This window comes from Spirosoma litoris, from assembly GCF_054776755.1.
The window spans coordinates 109,223-125,741 of record NZ_BAAHBI010000023.1 but is presented as its reverse complement, the minus strand read 5'-3'; the positions used below and the strand labels follow the sequence as shown (position 1 = coordinate 125,741).

At 48.2% G+C, this 16,519-nt stretch carries 13 protein-coding genes; 6 read left to right on the top strand and 7 right to left on the bottom strand.

The genetic code is table 11. The features are described from left to right. Window positions 1-2: 2 nt before the first annotated feature. From ACYVGR_RS15620 to ACYVGR_RS15605, 4 genes are all read right to left on the bottom strand, one after another. A complete protein-coding gene (locus ACYVGR_RS15620; protein WP_460958240.1) occupies window positions 3-326 on the bottom strand; it encodes a DUF3467 domain-containing protein in 324 nt (107 codons plus the stop codon). 59 nt (window positions 327-385) lie between these two features. Next, window positions 386-775: a DUF4870 domain-containing protein gene (locus ACYVGR_RS15615; RefSeq protein WP_460958238.1), complete on the bottom strand. Its 390-nt coding sequence runs from the start codon at window positions 773-775 to the stop codon at window positions 386-388. Window positions 776-995: 220 nt separating this feature from the next. Next, window positions 996-2,234: a TlpA disulfide reductase family protein gene (locus ACYVGR_RS15610; protein WP_460958236.1), complete on the bottom strand. Its 1,239-nt coding sequence runs from the start codon at window positions 2,232-2,234 to the stop codon at window positions 996-998. A 115-nt stretch (window positions 2,235-2,349) separates the two neighbouring features. Continuing rightward, window positions 2,350-5,799, bottom strand: coding sequence for a pyruvate carboxylase (locus ACYVGR_RS15605; protein WP_460958234.1), 3,450 nt, complete (start codon window positions 5,797-5,799; stop codon window positions 2,350-2,352). 474 nt (window positions 5,800-6,273) lie between these two features. Between ACYVGR_RS15605 and ACYVGR_RS15600 the strand changes: the two genes are divergently transcribed. Beyond that, window positions 6,274-6,927 (top strand): DUF1345 domain-containing protein, encoded by a 654-nt coding sequence (locus tag ACYVGR_RS15600; protein WP_182460557.1) that lies wholly within the window; start codon window positions 6,274-6,276, stop codon window positions 6,925-6,927. Between the two features lies 1 nt (window position 6,928). On the opposite strand, the gene ACYVGR_RS15595 is transcribed toward ACYVGR_RS15600, so the two are convergent. After that, window positions 6,929-7,099, bottom strand: coding sequence for a hypothetical protein (locus ACYVGR_RS15595; protein WP_182460556.1), 171 nt, complete (start codon window positions 7,097-7,099; stop codon window positions 6,929-6,931). A gap of 388 nt (window positions 7,100-7,487) precedes the next feature. Between ACYVGR_RS15595 and ACYVGR_RS15590 the strand changes: the two genes are divergently transcribed. The 5 genes from ACYVGR_RS15590 to ACYVGR_RS15570 all read left to right on the top strand — a co-directional run bounded on the left by ACYVGR_RS15590 (window position 7,488) and on the right by ACYVGR_RS15570 (window position 13,590). After that, window positions 7,488-8,201 (top strand): ferritin-like domain-containing protein, encoded by a 714-nt coding sequence (locus tag ACYVGR_RS15590; protein ID WP_460958231.1) that lies wholly within the window; start codon window positions 7,488-7,490, stop codon window positions 8,199-8,201. Window positions 8,202-8,216: 15 nt separating this feature from the next. Continuing rightward, entirely contained in the window at window positions 8,217-8,963 is a 747-nt protein-coding gene (locus ACYVGR_RS15585; protein WP_460958229.1) for a ferritin-like domain-containing protein, read from the top strand. 248 nt (window positions 8,964-9,211) lie between these two features. Next, window positions 9,212-10,567, top strand: coding sequence for a neutral/alkaline non-lysosomal ceramidase N-terminal domain-containing protein (locus tag ACYVGR_RS15580; protein WP_460958227.1), 1,356 nt, complete (start codon window positions 9,212-9,214; stop codon window positions 10,565-10,567). A 22-nt stretch (window positions 10,568-10,589) separates the two neighbouring features. Then, complete coding sequence (locus tag ACYVGR_RS15575) at window positions 10,590-13,205, top strand: glycoside hydrolase family 9 protein (protein ID WP_460958225.1); 2,616 nt, start codon at window positions 10,590-10,592, stop codon at window positions 13,203-13,205. Between the two features lie 97 nt (window positions 13,206-13,302). Next, window positions 13,303-13,590 (top strand): hypothetical protein, encoded by a 288-nt coding sequence (locus ACYVGR_RS15570; protein WP_460958223.1) that lies wholly within the window; start codon window positions 13,303-13,305, stop codon window positions 13,588-13,590. 74 nt (window positions 13,591-13,664) lie between these two features. Here ACYVGR_RS15570 and ACYVGR_RS15565 read toward each other — a convergent pair whose 3' ends face one another. Further along, on the bottom strand, window positions 13,665-14,876 hold the full coding sequence (locus tag ACYVGR_RS15565; RefSeq protein ID WP_460958221.1) for an ATP-grasp domain-containing protein: 1,212 nt from the start codon (window positions 14,874-14,876) through the stop codon (window positions 13,665-13,667). A 133-nt stretch (window positions 14,877-15,009) separates the two neighbouring features. Continuing rightward, complete coding sequence (locus tag ACYVGR_RS15560; protein ID WP_460958219.1) at window positions 15,010-16,485, bottom strand: leucyl aminopeptidase family protein; 1,476 nt, start codon at window positions 16,483-16,485, stop codon at window positions 15,010-15,012. Window positions 16,486-16,519: the final 34 nt, after the last annotated feature.

The following is a 16,519-nucleotide window of genomic DNA, read 5'->3' as shown; positions in this document are numbered from 1 at the left end:
AATTACGCTTGTCCTACTGGGCCACCGAAGCCACCCGTTGGGAATCGAAAAGCATCGTTGGGTTCGTTGATACCGCCGTGTGCCTCTTCATACCGACTAATGTTTTCCCGTAGGGCATCTAACAATCTTTTGGCGTGTTCAGGAGTCAGAATAATGCGGGCTTTTACTTTTGCCTTAGGCACGCCCGGCATCAGGCGAATAAAATCCAGGATAAATTCACTGTTTGAGTGAGCGATCATCGCCAGATTTGCATAAACGCCTTCGGCAATTTCTTCACTTAATTCGACGTCAATAGAACCTTCTGGATTTTGTTGTTGCGCATTCATATTGTTAAAATTGTTATCTGTCCGTTTACCAGCCACCCTTACTTGATGTTGATAGTGATTTATTTAATAAATCGAATTGCTATCGGATACCGATAATACTCTCCATTATTGGCTTTAATGCCGGCAATGATAGTGAAAACGAGCCAAACAATACCTACCACCCAAATCAACACAAATCCGATCAACACAAACATGAGCAGAATCGATAGGCCCGTTGCAATAGCGATCGTAATCTGAAAATTAAGGGCTTCTTTTCCATGATAATCGACAAATGCTGACTTGTCTTTCTGGATTTGCCAGATAACCAAAGGTGCCACAACGCTTCCTACAACGAAGAACGAACCCGGCAACGCACTCAGATGAGCCAGCATGGCCCACAGTCGGGCATCAGCTTCACTAAACGAGGCTGGTGTGGGTGGCATAGGCGGAATGGGCGGTTGATTTTCCATAGTCAAGAAGTAAGTTGGTTACAGCAGTAAGTTGCGATAAAACTTTGACTGGCACAATGTTAAGCCTATAAATTAACCTCTAGAGCAGCTCCTGGCTTTTATTAACCTGCCTGGGCCAATTTCAACTGAATTGGAAGATGTGTATCGGATGTAAACTAGGCCATAAAAACAAAGCCACTGCGTCATTGCAGTGGCTTTGAGTAAGTACATAAGTTAGCAATTATTTATTGAGTCGTTGTTTCGTTTCGCCCGAAGATGTCTCATTGATCAGGTGATCCATTTCGGTGTTGAATTCCTTTACAAACTCTTCGTAATACTGCCCGGTCGCGGGGCCCGAATAGCCTGTATGCACTTTAGCTACTTCGCCATTCCGTCGAACGAAAATCGTTGTGGGGAAAACCGCCACTTCGCTCAACGCGGGTAATGCCTCTGAAGGATGTTTACCATCTAAAAGGCCTGCAAACAGAATATCATACCCAATTTGATACCGTTTTTTCATGGGTTCAAGCCGGGCTTTGGCAAAGGCTGGATCGTTTTTATATTCGAACGCCAAGCCAATAATTTCAACGCCCCGTTTCTTATTGGCTTCGTACCAGGGCGACAGAAGGGCCGCTTCGTCCATACAGTTGTGGCACCAGCTTCCCATAATGGTCACAATAACTACTTTATCCTTATACTTCGGATCAGTTAACGATACTGGCTTACCTGTAAACGCATCTGGAAATGTAAACGCAAAAGGGACGCCTTTTTTCATAGTTGTCAGGCTATAAGCGTCGGGCAAAGCAGCCTGTGCATTTCGGGTGCCCGTAATAGGCTGTACAGCCCGCGCACTGGCCTGTTCACCAATTAGCTGATTGCCACTAACTTTTCCCTTAAACAATTGTGGATTGGACCCGTCAAACGCCGATAAGGCGAAACTATCCGCCTGCACCACACCTTCGTAATAGCGGAGGTCGCCACCTGTACTCAGAAACGTACCCGTCAGGCGGTTGGCGCGTTGCTCAAATACGCCGATCAACTTGGTTTTGTCGTTAATAACCACATCCCATTTCCCCTGTAAACTAACCGAAGCGGGGGCCGGATGCTCCACAAAGCGATACTTTTTACCATACTCGGCCCGAAATGGTATTGGCTTAACGGGTGTCGAGGTTCCCAGGTAGTTAAACGTTCCTACCAACGTTCCATCGTTTTCAATTTTGGCTGCCAGTAGCCGATTGTAAACATCGACCGGAATAAACAATGAATCGGCTCGTTGATGGACGCCTGGAAGTTCGAATCGCTCCGTTCCATTGATCAGGTAAGCCGATTTTCCCTTCAGTTCGAAATTGAAAGGGGCTTGCAGCCCGCCCGCCATTGTAAAAACTCCTCGCCAAAAGCCATCTTTTGGTTTTGTTTGTGCCTCGCTACTAAAACCGGCCAGCAGACATCCAAGGGCAAGGACTAGTTTTTTGAGAGTCATAAGATGTGATTTGTAAGTTTAGTCGTGATGAATTTGTTGTAAAAAACGGTGGATTCGTTTGACCTTATTGACTGGCAATCAGAATCAAATGAATCCACCGTTTTAAAACGTAGTACTACGCAAGCTCTAATACACAGTCGTCTTGTTCAACTGTTGTACTTTCTTTCAGGACAATTTTACTAACTGTTCCTGCCTTCTGAGCGGCTACGATACTTTCCATTTTCATGGCTTCAATAACGAACAGCGGTTGGTTTTTCTTAACCGTATCTCCTTCTTTCACCAGAATTCGCGTTAGTCGTCCCTGCAACGGAGCACCTACATCGCCTGCTTTGCTCACTTTAACGTGATGCGACTTCTCCACTTTCGATGCCTTATCACGCACCTTCACCTGCCGGCTCTGGCCGTTTAGTTCGAAGGTGATCGTCCGCATACCGAACTCGTCTGGCTCCGACCGGAATAATAACCGAACCAGGATATTCTTCCCTTCTTCGATGTTAATCAGGATTTCTTCGTTTTCTTTTAGACCATAGAAAAACGCAGGTGTCGGAATGATGCTAACGTTACCATACTGCTCATTCGCTTTATAATATTCGTCATAGACCTTCGGATACATCTGGTACGACAGATAATCCAGGAAGCCATCGCAAAGCGGGTATTTTGCTTCGAACTCCTTGAAATCAGCATCGAAGTCGATGGGTTTCAGGTGCTTATTAGGACGATCTGTAATCGGTTCTTCTCCTTTCAGCACAACCTTCTGGATGTCTTCCGGAAAACCACCAACGGGCTGGCCCAAAATTCCCTTCATCAACTCTTTTACCGATTCGGGGAAGGATAAAGAGTCTCCTCGTGTCAATACATCGTTGGCGGTGAGGTTATTGGCTGTCATGAAAATCGCCATATCGCCAACCACTTTCGACGAAGGTGTTACTTTCACGATGTCGCCAAACAATTGGTTCGCCACCGAATAATTCTTCTTCAACGTCTCGAATTTATCGCCCAGGCCCGTAGCAATAGCCTGTGGTTTTAAGTTCGAATACTGGCCGCCGGGAATTTCATTTTCATACACCTCGGCGCTGCTCGCTTTCATGCCCGACTCAAACGGATAGTAATACTCCCGAACATCTTCCCAATAGTTGGAGTAGGCGTTAAGCGAGGGCAGATTCATTTTGCATTCGCGCTCGTGTCCTTCCATCATTGCTACGACCGAGTTGAAGTTCGGTTGTGACGTTAAGCCCGATAACGCACCCAAAGCACAATCGACAATATCTACTCCCGAGTCAATCGCTTTCAGGTAGGTAGCCGCCTGAATACCCGCCGTATCGTGCGTATGCAGGTGAATTGGAATACTCACGGCTTTTTTCAGCTCCCTGACCAGTACCTCTGCCGATAGCGGTTTCAGCAAACCAGCCATGTCTTTAATGGCCAGCAAATGAGCGCCTTCATCTTCGAGCTGACGCGCCATGTCGAGGTAATACTGGAGCGTGTATTTGTGCTGATTTGGCGATAGAACATCTCCCGTGTAACAAATAGCGGCTTCACAAAGGGCATCAGTACGCTCACGAACAGCCCGAATGCTCACTTTCATGGCCTCAACCCAGTTGAGCGAATCGAAAATGCGGAAGACATCGATACCGGTTTCCCACGATTTCTCAACGAATTTTTCGATCAGGTTATCGGGGTAAGCCGAATAACCAACCGCGTTGGAACCCCGGAACAGCATTTGCAACAGCATGTTTGGCATGGCCTCACGCAGGGCTTCCAATCGTTTCCAGGGACTTTCGTAGAGGAAACGCATAGCGACATCGAAGGTCGCACCGCCCCAGACTTCCATCGAGAATAGTTCTGGATGGTTTTTCGCGAATCCTTCAGCTACTTTTTGCAAATCCTGGGTTCGAACCCGTGTTGCCAGCAACGACTGGTGCCCATCGCGGAACGTCGTATCGGTATAGAGGACGCATTTCTGATCTTTCACCCACTGCGAAAACTTCTCGCGGCCTAGTTCTTTCAGGCGATCCCGGTTCCCGGCTGGGTAAGCCCCGTAGGTATCGAAAGCCGGAACAATGGGCGTGCGGAATAGTTTGCTGTCGTCTTTCTTTTTTACTTCCGGATTGCCGTTTACAATAACATCGGCCAGGTAGTTCAGTACGCGCGTTGACCGGTCCTGTGGTTTACGAAGGTTAAAGAGTTCGGGGTGCGTTTCAATGAACGATACCCGTGCCTCGCCCCGCTGAAAAATCGGGTTGCTAATTACATTCTGTAAAAAAGCAATATTGGTTTTAACGCCCCGAATCCGAAACTCCTGCAACGCCCGCATCAGGCGTTGGGTAGCGCCTTTGAGCGTCCGTCCCCGCGCCGAAACTTTCACAATCATCGAGTCGAAGTAGGGCGAGATTTTCATGCCCGCATAGCTACTTCCCTCATCTAAACGAATACCAAATCCGGCCGCATTTCTATAGGCGGTGATGGTGCCAAAATCGGGTTTAAAACCGTTCGACGGATCTTCAGTCGTAATCCGGCACTGAATAGCGTAGCCGTTCAGCGGAATATCTTCCTGCCGATTGATGTAAATGCCATTGTCGGAAAGCTGGTACCCCATCGCAATCAGAATCTGCGTTCTGACGATATCGATACCAGTTACTTCTTCTGTTATTGTATGCTCAACCTGAATCCGTGGGTTTACTTCAATGAAGTAGATATTCTCATTTTTATCGACCAGAAACTCAACGGTTCCGGCGTTGGAGTATTCGACGGCCCGGCCCAGTTGAAGCGCGTACGCATAGAGTTTATCCTTGGTTTCCTGCTTCAGGCCAAACGATGGCGCTACTTCGACAACCTTCTGGAAACGTCGTTGCACCGAGCAGTCCCGCTCATACAAATGAACGATGTTTCCATGCTGATCACCAAGCAATTGAACTTCGATATGCTTGGGCTCTTCGATGAATTTTTCGAGGAAAATCGTGTCATCACCAAACGCATTGCGTGCTTCGTTTTTGGCTTCAGCAAAGGCTTTTTCAAATTCTTCGGCCTGCCGAACGACCCGCATCCCACGGCCACCGCCACCCGCTGCGGCTTTTACCATGATCGGGAAACCAATTCGCTGGGCTTCGGTCAAGGCAAATTCGGGACTCATGTTCTCTTCCCGAGAATCGGGAATGAGCGGAACACCGGCACTGGTAGCCAGATTTTTAGCCCGAACTTTATCGCCCAGCGCATCCATTGCTTCGGGCGATGGGCCGATGAAGATAATTCCCTCTTCGCGGCACCGTCGGGCCAGCTTTACGTTCTCCGACAGAAAGCCATAGCCAGGGTGTATGGCATCGATTTTATGACGTTTAGCCAGTAAAATAATACCCTCGACGTCTAGATACGGTTTCAGCGCATCTTCATCCCGACCAATCTGATACGCTTCATCGGCCTTGTAGCGGTGGAGCGAATAGCGGTCTTCATAGGTGTAAACAGCAACGGTGGTGATGCCCAATTCGGTGGCAGCGCGCATGATACGGATGGCAATTTCGCCCCGGTTAGCGACAAGCAAACGTTTGATGGGTCGGATGTACTCTTTCATAGATTCTCAACAAAACGACTTCTGGCTATAAGATCGTCAAATGACAAGGCAAGATGGTTGAAAATTTCGAAAAAGCCCTCCTGTACCGTACAATCATTGGAAAAAACAGATTTTTCCAAGAATATTCCACAAACCATTCAGACAGGTGTCGTTATGATTTAGGGCTATTTACTACCTAATAATCTGATCCAACTGCGCTTACAGGCATACATGACACTATGTAACTTATTTCAGACAATGAATTTTCCCCATCAAAGAAACAATACAGAAAGCCTATATTAGGTAGAAAGTCCCTATTGTCGCTAGCGTGACCAATTCAGGTCTGTATCTATTTACAACACAATTCTAAATCTATTTTTAATCTCGTCGAATACGCTTACGCTCACCTTTATGCTATTCGTTCAGCGCCTGTAAATTTGGGCAACAACAGACGGATGACTTATTTAGCGGCCAGCTTGTCTTTCCGGCATTTCCATGATCAATAAATTGATTCAGTACGTTTCCCGATTCGATTCGCACCATCGGCTTATGATTGCCCTGGCTGTATCAGGAATCGCCTATTTCATTGTTCCGGAGAGTTATAATGTTCCTGCTCATGTCACGGCTGTCTGGGTAGCCTTTGCCATGACGATATTAGGGCTAGCCTGGACATCTTTGCTGGTGGCACATCCCCGCGATTTACCAAAACTGTCTCGTCTTCAGGATTCAAGTCGACTCTATATTCTGGTTTTTGTTGTTGTAGCCGCCGTTGCCAGCTTGTTCGCGGTTGTAGCGCTACTCAATTCGATGGATAACAATCGAAGAGAGCATCTGCTGCTACCTATTCTGGCGGTTGCAAATGCCTGGATTTTGGTGCATACGGTCTTTACAATCCGTTACGCACATCTCTATTATGGCAATGATACCCGATTGAGCAAGCGCCCCAAAGGCTTGAATTTTCCGGATGAGCCCGAACCTGACTACCTAGACTTCGCCTACTTTTCGTTCGTTATTGGCATGACTAGCCAGGTTTCCGACGTAACGATCAGTTCAAAAAGAATGCGTCGAACCGCGCTGGCTCACGGTGTGCTTTCGTTCGGTTTCAACGCGATTATCATTGCGTTGACGATAAGCGGCATCTCCAAATAGATTAGCCAGCGTTTCTAGTCTGCTTCTTCGCTTTTTCGAGTTGTTCTTTTTCGTAAGACTCCCGTTGACGCTTATCGGCAATCAGCGTTCGATAAAGGCCATTTAGTACGTATAAATCATCTACTTCATCAATGAGACGATGGAGGTGTTCGCGCACTTGCGTAATGTTCATATTAATTCGTTGGATGCGTTGGTTGTTATGGGCTCCCCTGATTAGGCCGTAACGAAATTACAATCGGCGACCGATTTTCTCCCAATCTTCACCGACAATAAACGCTCCAGGTAACCCTTTTTAATTTGTCTTAGCGCTTTACCACCTTGTCAATCAACAGGTAGCGGTCATTTTTGCGGACTGTAGACTCCTCTAACCCTATTTCTATCAGGCATTTTGTACCGATTCCAACAAATTTGGCATCAAGATGTTAAACACCAATAACAGCCCGTTTTTAGCACTTAATGCTGTTTTTATAGAAAGCCCAAATCCAAATTTCATCCGCAGTCGTAAGTGTTCCTAAATAATACGAAACGGCATTCTTTCGCTGCTTTTTAATGAATACGTTATGAAAAAACAGGACAATGAATCGGGCCTTACCATGCTACCAGGCCAGTTAGAACCGGTTAAAGTAGGTCGCCGGTTATTTCTCTACTATGCAGGCGCCTTAACCGCCGGAGGAGCTATGTTGGCCGCTTGTGGCAATGAAGAAAATCCAACAACAGTAATGGCACCTGTGGATTTAGGCACGGGCGACATCGGGATTTTGAATTACGCTTATGCGCTGGAGCAGTTAGAAGCGGCTTTTTACACACAGGTAATTGCTACGCCCTACAGTGGAATGACTGATGCCGAAAAAACGCTATTGAGCGACATCCGCGATCATGAAATTGTTCATCGTGAATTTTTGAAAGCGGCTCTAGGCACGAATGCCATTGCTGGCTTAACCCCAAATTTTGCATCGATCAACTTCACCGACCGGGCTAGTGTTTTGGGAACAGCCAAAGCGTTTGAAGATCTTGGGGTATCGGCCTATAATGGGGCTGGTCCGCTCATTACAAATTCAGATTACCTGGCAGTAGCCGGAAAGATTGTATCGGTTGAAGCGCGTCATGCAGCAGCCATTCGTGATCTACTCAATCCGAAATCGGCTGACTTTGCTGGCGATGATGTAGTGGCTCCTGCTACGGGTCTCGATGTATCGAATCCGCCCGCAACGGTGTTGCCTATCGCACAGAAGTATGTAAAAACAACCATTACGGCCACCAATCTTCCCAAGTAAACCTGACACAACGCTATGAATTTATTTAAATTAATATCTGATATTGAGAAGGTTGATCCCGAATTTAGTGATCGTTATAGCTTTTACTCTCGCCGGAACCTCCTCAAATTTAGTTCAAACCTGATCGCTGCGGGTATTCCGGCTATCGTTGCGGGTACGCTCAATAAAGCACTGGCGCAAAGCACAACGACGCCTTCGCAGGCGGCTATCGATGTAGCCAACTTTGCTCTTACGCTCGAATATCTGGAAGACGAATTTTACCGCACCGGATTGGGTACATCAGGTTTGGTGCCTTCTACCGATACCACTGTCATTACACAGATTAGCAAGCACGAAGCTGCACACGTAGCGCTGTTAAAATCAGCCCTGGGCGCGGCTGCCGTAGCGAAACCAACGTTTAAATATCCAGCCGGGACATTTACGAGCTACGCTACATTTTTAGCTACAGCGCGTGTACTGGAAGATACCGGTGTTCAGGCCTACAAAGGTCAGGCTCCAGCGCTGATCAATGATAAAGCTATTTTGGGAGTAGCCTTACAAATTCACTCGGTTGAAGCTCGACACGCGTCAGAAATTCGCCGGATGCTGGGTATGAAAGGATGGGTTTCGGACGCCACACAGACGACCTTTACGCAGGGTACGGTGAATCTTAAAACACTGCCAAACGTATCGGGTATATCGGATGACAATTTCCGGGGTGCTTTTGATGAACCACTGACAAAAACACAGGTATTGGCCGCAGCAGCGCCATTCCTGAGCTAACAAATCATAATATAGGGAGGCCGGGAAACCGGCAGGGTGACGGAAGGCATCGGAGATTTTCTCCGGTGCCTTTTTTTGTCAAGAGGTGTCAGGTGTGGTCAAAAGTAGTCAAGCGTGGTCAAAGATAGTTAGGCCTGAAAATTCCCTCATCATCTCCTACTCATTCTTGACAACCTCTGACTATTCCTGACCACACCTGACAACTCTTAACTACTTTTAACGAAATTCGCCAGTCTAAGCGATAGTACATGAAATTCGTCCGTATTCTTCTCAAAGTTCTTCTGGGGCTGGTTGTTTTTATTCTACTCTTTCTGGCTGTCAGTCTGGCGCCGGTTGATGAGACCCCTTACCAGCAAATGCCCTACTATACCCAAACGAAACAACGGCTGGAGCAACTCTCGGCACCAACCCCGGCTAAAGATCCTTTACAGGCAGGTTGGGCAAAAGTGAATATCACTCCTCCCTATGATACACCCACTGGCGGCTATGGAGCCCGCCGTGGCAAGCACTGGCACGTTGTTGCCGATTCTATCTTTGTTCGGGCTATTGTGCTGGATAACGGTAGTACAAAAGTCGCCATAATTGGTTTAGACCTCCTCATTACGCCCCCTACTGTTATGGAAGCACTCAAAAAACGCCTACCAGAAGTCGGTTTACGGTGGGAGAATGTCTATACGGGCGCTATTCACTCACACAATAGCATTGGTGGCTGGGCACCCGGTCTGGTTGGTCAGCTGATTGCGGGCGGGTACGATGAGAAAATTGTGACCCGTATTACCGATGGAGTCCTGCAGGCCATTCGGAATGCGCAAACCAATATGGCTCCGGTTCAGGTGGGTTTTGGACAAGCAGATGCCAGCGACCACATCTACAACCGAATTGGAAGCTCGGGACCAACTGGGCCACTTGATGGTATGATTCGCTTGCTAAAGCTGAAAAAATCGACGGGTGAATCGGCCTTGCTCTGCACCTTTGCTGGCCACGCGACCTTGTATGAAGATGATATGTGGAAATACCTCAGTCGCGATTATCCAGGTTCGCTCGTAGATCGGCTGGAAAAGAAATCGGCTGACTTTGCCGTGTTTATGGCCGGGGCCGTTGGCAGCACAGGTCCGCAGGCGCGAGGCAAGACCGATTTTCAGGAAATCCGGAATTACGCTGGCGATCTGGCCTTACGGATCGAGCGAACTGTTCCCCAAATCCAAACGAAATCCGACAGTGCATTAGCCATTCTTACCTTACCGCTGGGTTTGCGCGAGCCACATCCGCGCGTAATCGGAAACTGGCGGGTGCGTCCCTGGTTATTCTACGCCATCTACGGCGACTACCCATCCGATCTGAAAGCTTTGCGCATTGGCCAAACTGTGCTGCTGGGTACCCCCTGCGATTTCTCAGGTGAATTTGTTGCCGACTTCAAGCCATTGGCAACCCAAAAAGGTGTTAATCTAATGATTACCAGCTTCGACGGCGGCTACATTGGTTACGTCACACCGGACGCCTATTACAACCGCCCAACCTACGAAACCCGCGACATGAACTGGTTTGGTCCCTACAATGGTGCCTATTTCGAGGAAATGATGATGGGATTATTGAAAAAGATATAGGGCCGCCCAATCAACCAACACCATGCCCATTCGTCTACCCATACTCATAGCGTTAGTAATCAGCATTACGGTATTTGCTGTTCCACCCGCCCACGTAGAGACAAGGCATGCCTTGTCTCTGCAAATGAACCAATCACACCAACCAACTGCCGTTATCCGCACTAACCTCCTGGGTTATCGCCCCAGCAGCCCTAAAATAGCGGTTTGGGGTAGCTTGACTGACCAGACGTTGACGCAGTTTCAGCTTATTGATGAGCAGACAAATCGCGTAATCCAGCAATTACCGGCCGGAAAGACGTTTGGGGCTTATGGGCCGTTTCAGCAAACCTATCGACTCGATTTTTCAACTGTCCGAAAACCAGGTCGCTATTACCTGCAAACAAACGACGGCGTCCGCTCACCCAGTTTCCGCATTGACGAAACCGTTTATGATGGAGCTGCCGATTTTTGTTTACGATATATGCGCCAACAACGAAGTGGCTACAACCCATTCCTGAAAGATTCCTGTCATACGCACGACGGCTATACACTCTACGGCCCCATGCCCGATAGTACCCATATCGACGCATCGGGTGGGTGGCACGATGCGTCCGACTACCTGCAATATGTAACTACCTCTGCCAACGCAACTTATCACCTATTGGCGGCTCAGCGCGATTTCCCGAAGGCGTTCAGCGATCAGCATCAGGCAAATGGATTAGCGGGCAGTAACGGACAAGCCGACGTACTGGACGAAGCGCAATGGGGATTGGATTGGTTGCTGAAAATGCACCCCAGAGAGGATTGGCTCTTCAATCAACTTGGTGATGATCGCGACCACGCCGGTATGCGGATTCCGAAAGAAGATAATTTCTACGGGAAAGGTTTTGAACGCCCCGTTTACTTCGCGTCGGGACAGCCGCAGGGGATGTTTAAGTACAAAAGTCGCGCAACTGGTGTAGCCTCTACCGCCGGAAAAGTCAGTAGTGCCATGGCCCTAGGTTATCAACTACTGCATGCTCGTCAGCCCGATTATGCGAAAAAGCTTTGGCAACGGTCGAAATCAGCCTATCAGCTTGGTTTGAACAAACCGGGAAACTGTCAGACGGCACCCGGACGAGCACCGTATTTCTACGAAGAAGACAATTATACCGACGACATGGAGCTGGCCACTGTTGAGCAACTCAATGCCGCCAAAGCCGCAGGAAAACAGGCTGTTAGATGGCAAACTAAAGCGCTGGATTTTGCCCGACAAGAACCGGTTACACCCTGGATTCTGAACGATACCGCCCGACATTATCAGTGGTACCCCTTTGTGAACGTTGGCCATGCAGAACTGGCAAAAAAACTTCCTGCCAGTCAGCGTAAAACGGTTACTGATTTTTATAAGCAAGGCATCGAAACCATCTGGCAACGTGCGAAACAAAATGCGTTTTATCGGGGTGTCCCCTTTACGTGGTGCAGCAATAACCTCACCACCTCCTTTGCTACCCAGTGCTTCTGGTACCGTCAGTTAACGCATGATACGCAGTACGAAGCACTTGAGCAGGCCAATTTCGACTGGTTATTTGGCTGTAACATCTGGGGCACCAGCTTCGTGTATGGCCTTCCTGCTAATGCTGATACCCCCTCCGATCCGCACTCGGCCTTTACGCACCTGAAACAATACCCTATTGATGGCGGGCTGGTAGATGGTCCCGTGCGGGGTAGTATCTACAGCAAACTGATTGGCATTACGCTCTATCAGCCCGACGAATATGCGGCTTTCCAGAGCAATGTGGCCGTTTATCACGACGATTATGGTGATTACAGCACCAACGAGCCAACAATGGATGGCACGGCAACGCTCATTTACTTATTAGCCGCCAAGCAGGCCGAAAAACCTAGTGCTCTTAGCCCTAAAGCGTTCCCTAAAAAAGTAAGCAAACCTGTTAAAAAGCTCAACCTACCAACAAGCGACACCAAATCAACCTATTTCAAAGGGGCAAAAATTAGGGGCGATACCTCGCTCAAGCGACTCGCACTCGTCTTCACAGGCGACGAATTTGCCGATGGTGGCTCAACAATTGCCCGAACGTTACGCAAGCACGACGTTCGGGCTTCGTTTTTTCTGACAGGTCGTTTTATTCGAAATCCAAACTTCTCCGCGATAATCAAGCAGTTGGTTCAGGACGGAAATTACCTTGGTCCCCATTCCGATCAGCATCTCTTATATTGCGATTGGGGTAAACGAGATAGCTTGCTCGTCAGTCGAAAGGAGTTTGTGAGCGACTTACGGGCGAACTATTCCGCCCTAGCTCGCTTCAATAATTCATCTAAAAATCCTCGCCTATTTCTACCGCCTTATGAGTGGTATAACGACAGCATTTCGATCTGGACCAGGGCCGAGGGGGTTCAACTCATCAACTACACACCCGGCACCCTGAGTCATGCCGATTACACTACCCCCGAAGATCGGAATTACCGAACCAGCGAGACAATCCTGCAATCAATCCACACGTATGAAGCAAAAAAGCCAGCGGGATTAAACGGATTTATCTTGCTGATGCACATCGGTACTGGCCCCACGCGAACGGATAAACTTTATGATCGCCTGGACGAGTTTTTAACTGACTATCAGCGGAAAGGCTACCAGTTTGTGCGGGTGGATGAATTGTGATTTTAGCCGAAACTTTACGCATGAAAGATAGTTGATAGGATACCCGGTTTCCAGTGATTTAGCTGGCGTCGGCTTACTCAACAAATGATCTTTTCTTATGCGTACGCTCCTATTTTTCTTCGTAGCCAGCCTGTCTGGCTCTCTTTGTTTTGCACAAAGTGATACCACAAAAACCACTACTCAGGAACCTGTTGTAAAGCAGGTAGCCATTCCAGGTGTTGATACGCCTATATCGGGTGGTGGTATGACGGCCCAAACGCCAGCGAACCCAATCCCACCCGTGCAGAACGACAAAAAACGAAAAACAATGCCCCCCAGCGATCCACGGGCCTTTGGCGTGTCGGTACCATTGGGAAAAGCCAGGAAAGATACTTTAAGGAATTAGACTTGTAAGGTGGACCTCTGGTCCGCATAGTTGAAACTTAAAAACTACCTATGCGGACCAGAGGTCCACCTTACCTAGCTCGTTGGTTTGTCAGGCAAGGGAGCCGAAGCATGAAACTCGGCATAAATCCGATGCATGTATTCATCTAATAACGTTAATATTCGATCACGATCAGGCGAATTGACAATCAATCCAACGTGGTATTCCCGATTGATACGCCAGAAAATTTCGGGTTCGGTAAACACCGAAAGATCAGGCCATTGTTGACGGGCTAATGATACAATTAGTCCGGCGTAATTTTCTTTATCAACCGGAGGCACATAGTGCTCTTTACGGGCAACGGCGATTTCCAGTTTGGCCCACTCTCGCCATAAGTTGACGCCCGATGCGGCTTCAACCATCTCGGCAATATGCGCACCACCTACTCGGGAAGACGTCTCCAGAAAATACAATTCGCCATCGTGATCTCCCCGAATGTATTCGGAATGTGAAGCGCTGTAACGCATCCCGAATGCTTCCAAAACCTGATCGTTCATCTGCTGAAGCGCATTCGTTTCGGGGGTGTTCAGCGGCAGTGTTCCGGTACGAAATACGCCACCACCGTGAGCAACTTCCATAGGCGTAGCCAGGTATTGACTTACCCGCGAGAAAACCGCTTTTCCATCGACCGACAAGGCATCAACGTGATAAACCTTACCTGGCTTAAATTCTTCGATCAGGTAGTGATGCCGAAGATCGCCGAGCAAATGAATAGCCGACCAGGCTTCTTCCAGCGAATGCACTTTCCGAATACCCGTTGTAGAGGCCTCTGAACGGGGTTTAATGAGCCAGGGCGATTCGGTTGTCTGTAAAAAAGCAGTAACTGTCTCGTCATGAAACAACGAACTAAACGCTGGAACCCGAATTCCAGCAGCAAAAGCCCGCGTCCGCATGGCCAGTTTATCCCGAAAGTATCGAGACGTCGTTTGCCCCATTCCATCAATGCGAAATGTTTCCCGAATAAGGGCGCCTTTTTCTACGTCGAAGTCATCCAGAGCCACGATCCGGTCAATCTTGCGGGAGCGCATCGCATGCGCCAGACCCACAATCATTTTTTCCAGCTCTTCGGGAGCGTTACTGGGCGAAGGCAGAAAAAAGAACTCGTCGATAGCCTCACGAGGCCAGTTTTCATTCGCTAATTTCTGATCCGTTAACAGATAGACGGTGTTGCCCAACTCTTTGCAGGCCTTCATGAAATCGTGCCCCTTGAGGAAGGTGGCTATGCACAAAAAGGACAACTGGCTCATAGTGATTTAGGTTGTAGTTTGTGGTTAGTCATTTGCTGGTGCCTATCCTCTGGTGTGGGTAGTAGTTAACATTGGCAAACTACAAATTATAGCTACTAAACCTACGGCCAAAAAACAAAAAGGCGAACTTTTCTTAGCAAGTCTCCGCAATTAATGCTCGTAAATAGGCAATTAACAACCGAATGCCAAATCCTGTTGCGTTTTTCTGCGAACCAAATTCTGTATCAGCGAACGCCATTCCGGCAATATCCAGGTGCGCCCAGGCTGGATGATTTTCCGAAAACACCTCCAGAAATTTAGCCGCGCTAATTGATCCGGCAATGGGTTTACCGCTGAAGTTTTTCAGATCGGCTACATCCGATTTGATGTCTTCCCGATATGCATCCCAAAGTGGTAACCGCCATAACCGCTCCCCTGTTTGGTTAGAGGCATCAATAAGTTTGCTGGCCAGTTCATCATTTTGGGTAAATAAGCCAGCCGCGTGGTAGCCTAAGGCCGCAATAACATTGCCTGTAAGTGTAGCCAAATCGATCAGGATATCGGGCTGGTAATTGCGGACCATATAGCCAAGTCCATCGGCCAGAATCACGCGCCCTTCGGCGTCCGTATCAATGACTTCAATGGTTTTTCCGTTATACGCCGTAATTACATCACCCGGTTTGGTTGAGCGGCCATCGGTTGAGTTTTCGGTTGATGGCACAATACCAACTACGTGAATCGGCAGTTTCAGCTTGGCCACCACCTCTACGGTTCCCAAAACAGCCGCAGCACCACCCATATCGCTCTTCATCAGGTGCATATTCGACGACGTTTTGATCGATACACCTCCCGTATCGAACGTAACGCCTTTGCCTACTAACCCTACCGTTAAAGGATTAGCAATGCCTTCTGGTTTATATTCGGTTACGATCAGCACGGGTGGCACATCGCTTCCCTGGCTAACACTCAACAAAGCGCCTAGCTTCTGTTTTTCCAGTTCCGCCTTATCAAGCACTGTCACAGAATAGTCATACTGACTACCCGACGAAACGGCCCAATCGGCTAATGTTTGCGGAATTTTATAATTAGCAGGCGCATTCATCAAGTCCAGAATCTGCCGCTGGGTTTGCGCAATGGCTTCGGCGCGGTTCAGGGCTTCTTTCGCTAGTTCCTGCTGATCTATATTGATATAAAGTGTCAGTTGCCCTGCATCGGAAAAGAAAACAGGAGCTGCCGGTTTATCTGTCTGATAGAGTTTCAGATCGTATCCACCCCAGCGAACACCCAGAACAGTGGCCTCGATTACCTCAGCCCTAAAGGTTGTTAAATCAATGCTAAGCTGTTCCGACAGTTTCGCTTTCTGCTCGAAAAATAACTTCCGAAACGCACGAAGCCAGTCGATTTCCTGCGGATCAGTCCCCAGACCAAGCAGATATGTTTTGTTGCCATCGGCCCTGTATAAAACCAGCACCTCTTTGGCATCGGCCTTAAAATCGCGTTGGAGTACAGAAACTGGTAGCGCCAGTTTCTCGGCGATACTGTCCAGTTGATTCGAAAGGTCAGTCGTTTGTTCAATCGGAATAATCAGATCGCCAGCGCCGGAAGCCTGGGTACTTAGGGTAATATTCATAGGTATTTATGGAACGCTGATTTTTAGGATCAAT

Excerpts from the sequence above, each read along its gene's own strand:
- ACYVGR_RS15615 (WP_460958238.1), bottom strand. The coding sequence starts at position 775 with ATGGAAAATCAACCGCCCATTCCGCCTATGCCACCCACACCAGCCTCG.
- ACYVGR_RS15560 (WP_460958219.1), bottom strand. The coding sequence starts at position 16,485 with ATGAATATTACCCTAAGTACCCAGGCTTCCGGCGCTGGCGATCTGATT.
- ACYVGR_RS15595 (WP_182460556.1), bottom strand. The coding sequence starts at position 7,099 with ATGAACATTACGCAAGTGCGCGAACACCTCCATCGTCTCATTGATGAA.
- ACYVGR_RS15580 (WP_460958227.1), top strand. The coding sequence starts at position 9,212 with ATGAAATTCGTCCGTATTCTTCTCAAAGTTCTTCTGGGGCTGGTTGTT.
- ACYVGR_RS15575 (WP_460958225.1), top strand. The coding sequence starts at position 10,590 with ATGCCCATTCGTCTACCCATACTCATAGCGTTAGTAATCAGCATTACG.
- ACYVGR_RS15610 (WP_460958236.1), bottom strand. The coding sequence starts at position 2,234 with ATGACTCTCAAAAAACTAGTCCTTGCCCTTGGATGTCTGCTGGCCGGT.
- ACYVGR_RS15590 (WP_460958231.1), top strand. The coding sequence starts at position 7,488 with ATGAAAAAACAGGACAATGAATCGGGCCTTACCATGCTACCAGGCCAG.
- ACYVGR_RS15565 (WP_460958221.1), bottom strand. The coding sequence starts at position 14,876 with ATGAGCCAGTTGTCCTTTTTGTGCATAGCCACCTTCCTCAAGGGGCAC.
- ACYVGR_RS15585 (WP_460958229.1), top strand. The coding sequence starts at position 8,217 with ATGAATTTATTTAAATTAATATCTGATATTGAGAAGGTTGATCCCGAA.
- ACYVGR_RS15570 (WP_460958223.1), top strand. The coding sequence starts at position 13,303 with ATGCGTACGCTCCTATTTTTCTTCGTAGCCAGCCTGTCTGGCTCTCTT.
- ACYVGR_RS15605 (WP_460958234.1), bottom strand. The coding sequence starts at position 5,799 with ATGAAAGAGTACATCCGACCCATCAAACGTTTGCTTGTCGCTAACCGG.
- ACYVGR_RS15600 (WP_182460557.1), top strand. The coding sequence starts at position 6,274 with ATGATCAATAAATTGATTCAGTACGTTTCCCGATTCGATTCGCACCAT.
- ACYVGR_RS15620 (WP_460958240.1), bottom strand. The coding sequence starts at position 326 with ATGAATGCGCAACAACAAAATCCAGAAGGTTCTATTGACGTCGAATTA.